The organism is Blautia sp. HCN-1074, assembly GCF_037890165.1.
Taxonomy (GTDB): Bacteria; Bacillota; Clostridia; order Lachnospirales; family Lachnospiraceae; genus Blautia_A.
The window spans coordinates 49,859-63,103 of record NZ_JBBKBP010000023.1 but is presented as its reverse complement, the minus strand read 5'-3'; the positions used below and the strand labels follow the sequence as shown (position 1 = coordinate 63,103).

Here is a 13,245-nt window from a genome sequence, read left to right as displayed (position 1 = left end):
ACATGTAAATGTACGAAAAATTTATAAAGTCTACCAATCAGGTTTTTTTCGTTGTACAATGCTTTCTGTCGTACAGGGTTACTTTCCTTTGTAATGGTTTTGCCAAACTCATTATACATCAGAAAGCCCTGTACGATATTTTTTATGAAAAAACCTGTAAAGTGGTGTATTTATTTATAAGAATTTCGATAATCGGTAGGAGTCATATTTTCATATTTTTTAAATACCCTGCTAAGCTGGGTGGAACTATTGTATCCAACATGCTGTGCAATCTCATCAACCGTCATGTCTGTTTCTATCAGATATTGTTTGGTTGCTCTTATCCTTTCCAATGGTATTTAGATAATTTTGCCTCTATTCTAAACTTAGAGGTCTAACAAAAAATATTAAAAAGTCTTGACTTATAAGGCAAACTGTGCGGCCGATCTCATTACTGATTAATTTTTAAGGCACTTCTAGGGTCTGACCCTATGAAGTACAACTAAAAAGGATAAAGCAGGGCTAAAAGATCTATAAAAGAATTATAAAATCGGGTATAGTGGCATTTAAAGACAATGAGGAGCTGTCAGAAGAATATGGGGCTATCGTATAGATGTTTTGAGTTAAGAAGGGATACGTGGAATGAATAAGTAGAATTCTGTAGTTGCTATGTTCCCTCAAAAGATATATACTTAAATTACAAATAAAAGCTGGTCAAGGGAGAGACTTATGGATGTGAAAGACAGTATTTCTGTAACACTAAAGACGATAGATGGAAAAGAAACGAAAGATCAGTCAGCAAAGAATATTTTTTCATATAAACCAATTATGAGTAATATTCTAAAATATACTGTAGAAGAATATAGAGACTGCTCCCTGGAAGAAATTATGAATTGTATAGAAGGTGATACGATTCAGACAGGAACCGCGTTGGTAGAAGAGGATATGGCAAAAACCATACGTGGAGAGGATACAGAATTTCATACGACAGATGAAGCACCAGCAGCATTTGATATTCTGTTCCGTTCTTTAAATCCAAAAGCAGAAGGAAAGCTTCTGGTAAATCTTCATATTGATTTTGAGATACAGCAAAATTACACACCGGGTTATCCGGTTGTAAAAAGAAGTATATATTATGGCTGCCGTAAATTGTCTGCACAATTAGATAAGATAGGGGAAAATGGAAAAGGATATGGTCATTTAGAAAAAGTGTACAGTATCTGGATCTGCCTCGATAATATTCCCAGGAAACTGGAAAATACCATATCATATTATAAGATGCAGAATTACAAAAAAGAGGGAATCAAAGACAAAGAGTTCCGAATTGATTCCAGGGAATCAGATCTTTTGGAGATTATAATAGTACGGCTCGGTGGAGAAGGACAGGAAGAAAAGGGACTTTTGGATCTCTTATATGGATTATTTTCCGGAAACCAGAAAAAAGTATTATCATATATTCCAGATTCGGATAATCAAGTTCGTCAGAAGGAGGTGTCTGATATGTTAAGTATGATTTCTTATGCAGAGGAAAATGGAATAAAAAAGGGCGAAAAAAAAGGTGAAAAAAAGGGTGAAAATCGATTAGGAGCACTTATAAATATTCTATTAAAGAATAAACGTTATTCAGATGCTGAGAAAGCATCTGAGGACGAGGTGTATCGTGAACAACTATATAAAGAATATAAATTATAGAAATGGGTGGTTATTTTGAAAACTCCGGGGACTTAAATTTTCGACGACTGGTGATGCTCGAAAGGATGCTCGTTTCAATCGGAATTGGAGTCTGCATCCTATGAAGTCCAGGTTTTAGTTTTTGCCATTCTAAAGATAGTCTCAGCATATTGTGCTTTTGTCAAGGACATTGAGGTCAGACCGTGCGTCCAGCAAAGAGCATGTAGTCCGACAGGTGGAAATTATAATATAATAAGATTTAGGTAATTAAACAATATCGCATACATAATACAGAAAATGTACTATTTAATCGGAGAAAAATATGTATAGAGAAAGAGTGAACGAAAAACTACCGACAGAATATTTGTTGCATGAATTTGATGAATTGATTTCCTGTAAGAGCCTTGGTAGTTATAATTGTTGTGAAATGGTTTCGATATATTTATGCCAAAGAGAAAAGGAAATGCCGGATAATGTATATACAATTTTTGTATTTGAAACAAGACCGAACGTAGAAAAGAGCTCGGAGAGACTTTTAAAAAAGCTTAAAAGTATTACTGATACATATTCATTAGGAATACAGAGAAAGGTGCTGGATGTATCAGAAGTTCGAAGTATTTTTGAATTGTTATGCAACAGTAGAGATAAGAAGGAAGTAGACATCGGAGATGGAAGGTTAGAAACAGGATATCTGGAAGGGGTATCGAAAGTTTTTATTCAGCAGGACAGTACAAAAGAGATGCTTTTAAACAAAGTATTAAAAAATAATTTTATTAATGGAAGTTATATTTTGGAATTTTTTGACTGTGATAAAAAGATTGTAAATGTGTTGAACACAGTGCAGTTCAGAAAGATGACAGATACAATATTCGATGCAATTCCAATTGATTTGTTTTCTGTATCAGATCGTATTGGGAATTTTGTGTTTCAATTTCCGTCAACGAATGTAAGGGTTTCTTATAAAAAAGATGATATGGAGAGACAGTTAACGTATGATGTGTCATTTGATAAAGAATGTGAGTCAGATGATCAATTTCTGGTATTGTCAGAAGGCGTTTTTGATGATTCGATTATTTCATTTGGTGCCAGGACATTTAAACAGGAAGGATGTAATACTACATTTGAAGTTGGTGATGCTTCCCGATTTTGCAGGACAACGATAATTGATGTAAAACGGCAATTGATTTTGTCGCGTCAGGAAACAAGCTTTATAAGAAGAATGACGTGTGTGCTGCAGATGGGTGCACAGTATGGAGAACAGCGTATCATTTATGATGAAACAGGACAGGTTGTTGACATTATTGAACTCATATCAGCGGAGAATGTTAATATAGAACAACCTGTTATTCGGACGCGAGATAGTCATATACATAAGCGTCAGTATAGCAGACGAGTTGATGAGTTATATGCCAGAGCTGAGTTTAGACGGTATGGAAGAGATTCAGAACCGCAGAAAGCTTTGAAAGATGTGATTGCATTGATGAATCGTGCACAAACAGGGAAGGTGTATCTGTGGGATCCTTATCTGACAGTTGAGGATATTTTACATACTTGGTATTTTACGAAAAGTATGAATGTAACGTTATATGCAATTACATCTGGTGAAATTGCCGAAAAAAGTAAAATGAGTGTATGTGATTGGATAGAACAGCAGCAGGAAATTATGGAGAAAAGGAGTAATCATTATGGTATACATGTAGAGCTTAGATGCCAGTGGGCTGATTATGGTTACAGTTTTCATGATCGTTTTCTCATGGTGCTTAATTTAGATCAGGATACCTCTTCTGTCTGGTCACTGGGTACATCTGTGAATAGCCTTGGAAATAAACATCATATTATTCAAAGTGTGGAACATCCACAGATGATGATAGACGCATTTGAAGAATTATGGAATGAGCTGGATGCTCCGGAATGCCTGGTATGGAAGAAAGGAGTATGATGGAGAAGACAATAAAAAAAGATATTTGGGAAATGATCAGTTCGGTGAGTTATAGTACTCATATTGCTGGTAACGCAGGAAGGGCTGATCAGAAATTTTTTGAACATTTGCAGGAAGGTATTGCGGATAATGATTTGGATAAGATATATGAATTCATTGATGCGTATGAGAGGGGAAAAAGTATAAAACCTGATGAATTAGTCTGCAGATTGTTTCAAAAAGCATATAGGGAGGACTCTGCACGTTTATGCCAGCTTTTGGCAGAGAAAAATAACATTGTAGATTATTGGATATTTCTTTCAACTTGCTGTGAAACAGATATACTTGTGGATTTTGCAAAGATGGATGTAGCATATCCTTGTTTCTATTATGAATGTGCCAGGATTTTGTTGAAACGGACATCGGGTATAGATGAAAAATGCAAAGAGGCAATAATTGCAGCGGTCAAGAGAATTGCTGACAGGGATTTGGCGTTGTGGGAGCGCTGGGTACAAAGAAAGGAACATAATACAAATTGGCAGCAGCTTCTTTTTAGTGTTCTTTCTAAAGTCAGCAGAGAAGCGCTGAAGCGTTTTGCACAGACAATCAATCTGGATATGATGCTGCAGAATCATAAAGAGGATATTGTGGCTTGGGAATTTGAAAGGTTATCGGATACATCAAAAAAATATATCTTAGAAAATATAAGTAAAGATATTTTGGAGAATTGGAATTTATTGTTCGAGAAAAAGAAGAAAAAACATGAGAATTTAAGAGAAATATGGTTTTCTGGTTACTTTAGTTTAATTTTGAATTCTCTTCAATATGATTTGAAAAATAAGGAGGAGTGGAAACTTAGTTTTTTAAATTACGAAAAAATATTAGAAAAAGATATGTATGCATGGTATGAGAAAACGACACATATGTGTTGCGCTTTTTTCTATGATATAACGCAGATATTTTATATTGTACTGGCAGGGCAGGAAAAGCAGATTATAGAGGCGGATGAAAGCGTGACTCAAAGTATCAGGAAGATACAGTTATTTATACGGCGGCATGAGGATTACTGGAAGGATCATGTTAAACAAAAAATAGAACTGGAACATAGACTAGAGGCGATGTTGTAGATTTAAGTGGAAATTCATAACCAGTAAAGGACAAAGGATGAATATTTTAATAATAGGAAATGGATTTGATTTGGCACATGGTTTGCCCACGAAATATGCGGATTTTTTGAAGTTTATAGATTTTTTTTACAAGCATAAGGCACAAGAAAGTTCAAGATTAGAACTGATTGCGGGAGAGGATATCCATTGCTATAAGTATTTTACAGACCTATTTAATAGCAAACAAGATTCTGAATTTGATCAGTATTTATATGATCAATCAAGAAAAACAATTCATGAGTTAAGTGATTTGTGCAAGGATAATGCATGGATTAAATATTTTTCAGAGGTGTATAAAAGCAGAGAGCAAAAAGGGAAAGACGGGTGGATTGACTTTGAAAGTGAAATTTCCCTGATTATACAGACATTCAACAGTGTAAGCAGGGATATACAAGAGACCATACAAAAGGGAGGCGTAGGAACGGTGCTTTCACAAAGGCAATTAAACGTTCTTGCACTATTTTTGGAAAAGATGGATAGTTCATCAGGAATGGCGACCCATGTCTGGAAAAAAGAAGAAATTGACTTTTGGAAACAGAAACTTCTGGAAGATCTGAATAAACTTACACGTGCACTTGAAATTTATCTCTCAGATTATATTAGCAATTTTATGTTGGGAAATGGACTGCCAGATATAAAAAACTTGCCATATTTGGACAAAATTTTATCGTTCAACTATACATGTACATATCAGAGGATATACGGAGAACATCCGTTTTTGGAGTTTGATTATGTGCATGGAAAAGCTGTTTTAAGGAATGATATCCAATCTACAAATATGGTGCTTGGAATTGATGAATATCTGGAAGGAGATGCGAGAGATAAAGACCTCGAATTTATAGAATTTAAGAAATTTTTTCAAAGAATACATAAGGAAACAGGGGGCTTATATGAAGGCTGGCTTGAGGAAATTCAGTCTGAGAAAAAAATATATGAAATATCAGCAATCGTTAAAGAGAATGGAATAGTTAAAAAGCATCACAGAGTAGTTAAGTACCATAAAGTTTTTATATTTGGACATTCATTAGATATTACGGATAAGGATATATTAAGAAAATTTATTTTAAACGAAAATGTTAAGATAATAATTTTTTACACTGATAAAGAGGATTATAAAAAGAAGATTATCAATCTGATAAAAATTATAGGGCAGGATGAATTGGTAAAGAGAACGGGTGGGAAAAATAAAACAATAGTGTTTCAAAAGATAAATACGTGCACATTGGAATCTGATTCCATGAGGGAAAAATAAAAAAGAATAAAGCATGGGAAGATTTGTGAATCCAGACAATAGTGCATTTCAGTTTGCTCTGAATTCCAGAATATATGTGGATAAGACAGATATTATTAGTATGCACGATGGAGAAAGAGATGAAGAAATGTCTTGTCAATGATTGACAATCGGTAGTATATCTGCTATATTAAGACATATATCTGAGAAAAATCGTTAACCGTTCGGTTATTTAATTTCCCTGTGTGACAATATGATAGAAATGATATTCAGAAAAACATGACATATTAAAAGTAAAGGGTGATAAGATGCTTACAATTGTAAATGGAGTTACATCTAAACAGGTGCTTGCAAATGAAATTATAAATCTTTTGGAAACAATGGGATTAGACGGATATTTTTATTTGGGCTACCCTGTTTTAGGGGGAATTGATGGAAAAATTAAAGTTGATGCATTGTTAGTGAGCGAACAGACGGGTATTGTGCTTTTTGATCTGGAAACATTAGCAGAAGAAAATATGGAAGATAAAATTCAGTTATTGGATGAACTATATAATAATATGGAAGCCAAGCTGAAAAGATATGGATATCTGTCAAAAAGACGAGTTTTACAAGTGCCGATTAATGTACTGTCTTATGCACCCCTTTATAAAACGAAGAGTGATGAAATTTGTACATCAATAGAAGAAGTAAAGGAATATTTAGAAAGTCTGGAATGGAAACAGGGCGAAGAATATTATAAGAAATTACTGGAAGCGATTCAGATGATTTCACAACTGAAAAAAAGAGGTGGCAGAAAAAATCTTCAGAAAGCTTCGTCAAGGGGATCAAAATTAAAAGCAATTGAAGACCAGATTTCCTGCCTGGACAAGTATCAAAGTAAGGCAGTCATTGAAACGGTAGAAGGTGTTCAACGAATCCGGGGTCTGGCAGGATCGGGAAAAACAATTGTTCTGGCATTAAAGGTAGCATATCTGTATACTATGTATGAAAATAAGATGATAGCAGTTACATTTAACAGCCGGGCATTAAAGGGTCAATTTATTCAACTGATCACAAACTTTATTGTTGAAAATACAAATGAGGAACCTGATTGGAGCAGAATTAAAATAATTCATGCATGGGGAAGTAAAAATTCAGAAGGTCTGTATTTCAATTTTTGTAAGGCAAATAATCTAGTTTGTTATGATTATATGGATGCGTGCCAGAAATATGGAAGAAATTCATCTGCTTTTGACAGAGTATGTGAAGAAGCCGTAGAATCAGTAACGAATCCCCAGCCATTGTATGATGTGATTTTAGTAGACGAAGCACAGGATTTTTCAAAATATTTTCTTCAGATGTGTTATATGTCACTCCCACATGAAAGCCGTATGCTTGTATATGCATATGATGAACTCCAAAGCCTGGATAACAAAAACGTTGAATCTCCGGAAGACATTTTTGGATACAGTAATGGACGGCCGAATGTAGTGCTTGATAACAGTAATGGTAAGGCGGAGGATATTGTCTTATCAAAATGTTATCGTAATTCAAGACCAGTTCTTATTACAGCACACAGCCTGGGATTTGGAATTTACAGAAAAAAAGAGGCACGGGAGGAAACATCGTTAGTTCAATTATTTGAAGATAAACAGTTATGGGAAGATATTGGATATACAGTGAAAGAAGGTGTGATCAGAGATGGAGAATTTGTAACGCTATATAGAACAGAAGAAACAAGTCCTGCATTTTTAGAGGATCATTCGTCAATTGACGATCTTATACAATTTAGAAGATTTGAAAATAATGTACAGGAAGCGGATTGGATAGTTGAAGATATCGAAAAAAATCTGCATGATGAAGAATTAAGATATCAGGACATTATGATCATTCACCCTGATCCCAAAATTACGAAGAGTTACGTGTCACATATCCGTGTTAAATTAATGGAAAAGGGAATTAAATCGCATATTGTTGGGGTACAGACAACACCAGATGATTTTTTTCAGGAGGATTCTATTGCAATCTCTCAGATTTACAGAGCAAAAGGAAATGAAGCAGCAATTGTTTATCTGATAAATGCGGATCTTTGCGCAAGAGGCATCAACTTATCAAGAAAACGAAATATTATATTTACTGCTATGACAAGATCGAAGGCATGGGTACGGGTTAGCGGAATCGGAGATGATATGGATCTGTTAATACAGGAGTTTAACAGCGTTAAGGAAAGGAATTTTCAATTAGAGTTCACGTACCCGGACAAATCACAACGAAAGAATATGAGAATTATTCATAGAGACATGACTCAAAATGAATTAAGAGATATCAGAAAAAGCAATTCTAATCTGGCGGATATTACCAGTAAACTTGCAAATGGAGAAATTCGAAAAGAAGATTTAGATGAAGATACTGTGAATCGCTTAAAGGATGTGCTGTATAATTGAAAGAACAAGAAAAAGTATTTCGAGAGTTAAAGAAAGTTACAAGGGAATTGATCAGATGTGGACTGGCAGAAGAATATAACTATCCTGTAATTCAACAAATGGATATTGTATGGGAAAAATATCAAAATATTTCGTTATATTTAAGGAATATGGATTACAGTACAATTTATGATGAAATAGAAAAAAATCATAATTATAATGTTAAATTGCCAGATGGCGGTATCATACAGTTGATGTATCGCTTTAATAGAACGGGAACAGAATTGATTTCGCACAGATTGGGGTATTATCCATCACCGTCGTATGAACTTTATCAGAATGATCCGGAATTATACGATGTTGACTATATTTACGGAGATATTTTAAATAAATCTGTATTGCCTGTGATTATTCGAGCTGATTACAATCGAGATCCGGAGGAGAGCGAACTGCATCATCCATATTCACATATTACTTTAGGGGGATATAAAAATTGTAGAATTCCTGTAGATCGTCCAATATCACCGATGAAATTTGTGAAATTTATTATGGAACATTTTTATTATGTTCCGAGTTCACAGTTGGAATTCAATTTTGAAATTGAGGGTATAGTAGCTTTCGAAGAACATATTGCAGAAAAAGACATAAATAAGAGCAGAATAATAGTATGAAAATGGAGAATGAAATATGGAAATTGTTAGAGAATCTATATTCATACAAACAGCTATAAAATTATAGTGTAAATTATAGTAGAAAAGTAATTGACATATTCATGGTGGCAAGTTAATATAATATTAACAACAGGCAACATGAGTGTCTGTCAAGCGTTGAAGTAAGGTGTTGTGCCAGGAGGCAGTGCCTTACCAGCTTTATAAGGGGTTAGCATATACCACAATCTGGCTAGGGAGCAAAAGCTCTCAAAAGAAAATGCTGGGAGGCTCTGCCAAGTGCAGGGCCTTTCTTAATTTTATTATGAAATAAAGGGAGTTGCGGAAAATATAGATGAGAACAGTTGTTGATTGTGTATCATCATTTATTCCTCTCTTATCAACAATCAACAGAGTATGAAATTGTTCTGGGAAGAAAAAATGTTGCGGTTAAACTTATAATAACGTTTGATAAGAAGGACTGTTTTCATTTGATGGGATTACAGGATTACATATATTATACGACAGATTGAAAAAAGATGTAAAATAGCAAGATTGCCTGATGGAAAATATTTATTCCATCAGGCAATCCTATGTAAACATTTCTTTAGTTTTGATTATTCTGCAGATTCTTTAGAAACAGAATTTTTCTTTTTTCTGGATTTACCAGAAATCATTTTATGACCGGAGTAGACAGCCATAATCATGCAGAGAAGAGAGCTGCAAGCAAAATATTTGTGAGCAGTTTTCATGTTTTTATAGCCGGTATAAAAGGTTCCAATCATGGCTGCCAATGCACCAAGTGACCAATATTTATGTGCTTTCATTTGATATACCTCCTGCGTTTTTTTATATAATACCTCTTTTTAGAAAGCATGAAAACAGGAAATTTATAAATTCTGTTCTTTCTCAATCTGCTGTTCCTGTTCGTAGCTCTTCCCAAGGATCATATCAATATTGGCAGACACGGTACGAAACTCCCGTTCATAATTCCGGCGGTTAGAAAAATCTTCCCGTTGCATATTTCGCAATTCAATAAGTCGGTCTTTTTCAGCATAGAGGGCTTTCGTGGAAGGCAGCTTATTTCCGACAGATTTTTCTTTCAGTGTTCGGAGAGCTGTATCATAAAGAGAAACTTTTTATTTTTATGGTAATAGCTGTTTAGTTTCTGACATTCAGATTACAAACCTGTTTGCGGCAGAGTTATTGATGCCGTATGAAGTCTTTCGGAAAAATTTCTTTGCACATATGAACGAATTGGAAATAACTCCCGGGAAGGTACGGTTGGATGAGGCTATCCGTCTGATTGTTTGTCAGATGAGTGATTTTTTGGTTCCTTATGCGATTAGCATAAATTAAGTTTGCGAAGCAAATGATACTCCTTGGGCTTTGCACAAGGAGGTTCATATTCTCTGTATCGCATAGTGTGTTGCTATGTACGGAGTGAACAGTAACCAGTAAATAAACAATTTATTGACAAATAACTGACCAGATGTAATAATACCACTCAGAGATAGTATTTGGACTCAAAACTATACTCTGGCTGAAATCACTGGAATCTTATATAAAAGCAGCCAGCCGGAATCCGGGAACGGGAACGGAGGGATGTATGTAATTTTAAAAGATACGAGCCGGTATTTATGATACAAAAAATCAGATTTCCAATAATCTATGGAATAGTAAAACATATTTTATGTATCAGAAACAGGACTCAATATACAGGGAATCAATCAGAAGCGTTTCAGGGTCAAAGTGTATCCTGATGCGCTTTTTTGCAGATCATAAAGGTATATTTCCTTTTTATGGTGCTGCTTGACTCTGATTTTTCCCGCAGGAAAGGACTATATAAGATGACAATAGAAATGTTAAAAGGAAAAATCCACAGAGCAACTGTTGTCCAGGCCGAACTGGATTATGTGGGAAGCATTACTGTGGATGAAGAACTGCTGGAAGCTGCCGGAATACTGGAATATGAGAAAGTTCAGATTGCAGATGTGAACAATGGCAGTCGATTCGAGACATACACAATCTGCGGAAAACGCGGAAGCGGTATGATCTGTCTGAACGGAGCAGCAGCAAGATGTGTAAGCACAGGTGACAAGATTATCATCATGGCTTACGCAGGATATGAGCCTGAAGAGGCACGCACTCATAAGCCTGCAGTTGTATTTGTAGATGAAGAGAATAAGATCAGCAGAGTGACCAATTATGAGAAACATGGTCTGCTGAAAGACATGGCCTGAAAACGTTGATATCAGATTAGAGGCTATCATAAGATGAAAGTGAATTCAGAAAAGAGGCTATCTCAAAATCTATGATACCGGTCCATTGACCGAGAAAGAGGAGATAACAATGCAGGTAACAAAAACAGTAGAAGAAACAAGAAAACAGATCAAAGCATGGAAAAAAGAAGGTAAAACTATAGGTCTTGTTCCAACAATGGGATTTCTTCATGAGGGACATGCAAGTCTGATCAAAAAATGCAGAGAACAGAACGACATTGTAGTTGTGTCTGACTTTGTCAATCCAACACAGTTTGGTCCGACAGAGGATCTTGAGGCATATCCAAGAGATTTCGAACGCGACAGCAAACTCTGTGAAAGTCTTGGCGCAGACCTGATCTTCTGCCCTGAACCTTCTGAAATGTATCATGATCCCCATGCATTTGTAAGTATCGATACATTATCTGAGACACTTTGTGGAAAAACACGTCCTATCCATTTCAAAGGTGTGTGCACAGTTGTAACCAAGCTGTTCCATATTGTAGCCCCGGACAGAGCATATTTCGGACAGAAGGATGCTCAGCAGCTGGCCATCATCCGCAAAATGGTCCAGGATCTGAATTTTGATATAGAAATCGTAGGCTGCCCGATTGTCCGTGAAGAGGACGGACTGGCAAAATCCTCCAGAAATACATATTTAAGCGATGAAGAGAGAAAGGCTGCTCTCTGTCTGTCCAGATCCGTAAAACTCGGACAGGAAATCATTCACGCAGGCATTTCCGCAGAAGAACTTCTCGGCAAAATGCGTGCAGTGATCGAGGCAGAGCCTCTGGCAAAAATCGATTACGTTTCCATGGTAGATGCACTTACCATGCAGCCTGTGGAAAAAGCTGATCATAATGTTCTCGTAGCAATGGCTGTCTATATTGGCAAAACAAGACTGATCGATAACTTCAGCTACGAGGTATAATATATGGAAAATATTTTAAAGAAAATAGGAAAAATCAGCAGTTTTGCATCCAGATATATTGGAATCATCATCATTGCCTTTTCATGCCTTGCCTTTTTCTGGAGGGATGGATTTGCATGGATGACAAATTATACATCTGTTTTTCTGGGCGTGATCATGTTTGGTATGGGACTGACCATACGTCTGGAAGACTTCCGGGCAATTTTTTCCAGACCAAAGGAAGTGATCATTGGCGCAGTTGCACAGTATACGATCATGCCAGTCGTAGCCTGGGTATTGTGTAAAATTATGAATCTTCCCGCAGATCTGGCTCTGGGTGTGATTCTTGTGGGATGCTGTCCTGGTGGAACAGCCAGCAATGTGATCACCTATATTGCAGGCGGTGATGTTGCACTTTCAGTAGGAATGACCATCGTTTCCACTCTGGCTGCTCCTGTTATGACTCCATTTCTTGTGTACATTCTGGCAGGTGCCTGGGTGGAAGTATCCTTCTGGGCAATGGTACTTTCTGTTGTAAAAGTAATTCTGGTTCCTGTACTTCTTGGAATCCTTCTCCGTACACTTGCAGGAGATCATGTAGATAAAGTTTCAGATGTTATGCCATTGATCTCTGTTGTAGCCATTGTTATGATCATTGGCGGAATCGTGGCAATTAATGCAGAGAAAATCTTAAGCTGCGGAGTTCTGGTCCTTGGCGTTGTTGCGATCCACAATTTCTGTGGTATGATGCTTGGACTCCTTGCAGCAAAAATTTTCCATGTAGAATATACACGGGCAACAGCTATAGCTATTGAAGTGGGCATGCAAAACAGTGGACTGGCAGTTTCTCTGGCAGCAGCTAACTTTGCAGCCAATCCACTGGCAACTCTTCCAGGTGCTATTTTCAGTGTATGGCATAATATTGCAGGCTCCATCTTTGCAGGAATCCGCCGTTCCGGCGTAGAAAACCGGACACGCACAGGTGAAAATGGTGTGTCTGCAGCATAAATAACAAGGGAACGTAGAAAAAAAATCCCCGGAATCCTTGGCTTAACAG

12 protein-coding genes are annotated in these 13,245 nt (G+C 36.3%); 9 read left to right on the top strand and 3 right to left on the bottom strand.

Annotated features, from left to right (window positions below):
* Positions 1-170 precede the first annotated feature (170 nt).
* On the bottom strand, positions 171-332 hold the full coding sequence (locus WKT11_RS16165; protein WP_118630437.1) for a helix-turn-helix domain-containing protein: 162 nt from the start codon (positions 330-332) through the stop codon (positions 171-173).
* 376 nt (positions 333-708) lie between these two features.
* Here WKT11_RS16165 and WKT11_RS16160 point away from each other — a divergent pair, with 376 nt between their 5' ends.
* The 6 genes from WKT11_RS16160 (at position 709) to WKT11_RS16135 (ending at position 9,041) form a co-directional block, all read left to right on the top strand.
* On the top strand, positions 709-1,671 hold the full coding sequence (locus WKT11_RS16160) for a hypothetical protein (RefSeq protein WP_118248088.1): 963 nt from the start codon (positions 709-711) through the stop codon (positions 1,669-1,671).
* Positions 1,672-1,987: 316 nt separating this feature from the next.
* Entirely contained in the window at positions 1,988-3,589 is a 1,602-nt protein-coding gene (locus tag WKT11_RS16155; RefSeq protein WP_340285207.1) for a VPA1262 family N-terminal domain-containing protein, read from the top strand.
* Positions 3,586-4,695: a hypothetical protein gene (locus tag WKT11_RS16150; RefSeq protein WP_118248090.1), complete on the top strand. Its 1,110-nt coding sequence runs from the start codon at positions 3,586-3,588 to the stop codon at positions 4,693-4,695. The genes WKT11_RS16155 and WKT11_RS16150 overlap by 4 nt, the downstream gene beginning before the upstream one ends.
* A 37-nt stretch (positions 4,696-4,732) precedes the next feature.
* On the top strand, positions 4,733-5,986 hold the full coding sequence (locus tag WKT11_RS16145; RefSeq protein WP_055152402.1) for an AbiH family protein: 1,254 nt from the start codon (positions 4,733-4,735) through the stop codon (positions 5,984-5,986).
* Positions 5,987-6,273: 287 nt separating this feature from the next.
* Positions 6,274-8,391: a DEAD/DEAH box helicase gene (locus WKT11_RS16140; protein WP_008704369.1), complete on the top strand. Its 2,118-nt coding sequence runs from the start codon at positions 6,274-6,276 to the stop codon at positions 8,389-8,391.
* A complete protein-coding gene (locus tag WKT11_RS16135; protein ID WP_055152347.1) occupies positions 8,388-9,041 on the top strand; it encodes a DUF2290 domain-containing protein in 654 nt (217 codons plus the stop codon). The genes WKT11_RS16140 and WKT11_RS16135 overlap by 4 nt, the downstream gene beginning before the upstream one ends.
* A gap of 593 nt (positions 9,042-9,634) precedes the next feature.
* Here the strand turns inward: WKT11_RS16135 and WKT11_RS16130 are convergent.
* Entirely contained in the window at positions 9,635-9,844 is a 210-nt protein-coding gene (locus WKT11_RS16130) for a DUF6219 family protein (RefSeq protein ID WP_117677487.1), read from the bottom strand.
* A 63-nt stretch (positions 9,845-9,907) separates the two neighbouring features.
* Positions 9,908-10,039 carry a hypothetical protein gene (locus WKT11_RS16125; RefSeq protein WP_008704366.1) on the bottom strand — a complete coding sequence of 44 codons (132 nt, stop codon included), beginning with the start codon at positions 10,037-10,039 and terminating at the stop codon, positions 9,908-9,910.
* A gap of 828 nt (positions 10,040-10,867) precedes the next feature.
* Here WKT11_RS16125 and panD point away from each other — a divergent pair.
* From panD to WKT11_RS16110, 3 genes are all read left to right on the top strand, one after another.
* A complete protein-coding gene (panD, locus tag WKT11_RS16120) occupies positions 10,868-11,260 on the top strand; it encodes an aspartate 1-decarboxylase (RefSeq protein ID WP_340285206.1) in 393 nt (130 codons plus the stop codon).
* Between the two features lie 109 nt (positions 11,261-11,369).
* On the top strand, positions 11,370-12,209 hold the full coding sequence (gene panC / locus WKT11_RS16115) for a pantoate--beta-alanine ligase (RefSeq protein WP_117845821.1): 840 nt from the start codon (positions 11,370-11,372) through the stop codon (positions 12,207-12,209).
* A gap of 3 nt (positions 12,210-12,212) precedes the next feature.
* Entirely contained in the window at positions 12,213-13,196 is a 984-nt protein-coding gene (locus WKT11_RS16110) for a bile acid:sodium symporter family protein (RefSeq protein ID WP_118137803.1), read from the top strand.
* Positions 13,197-13,245: the final 49 nt, after the last annotated feature.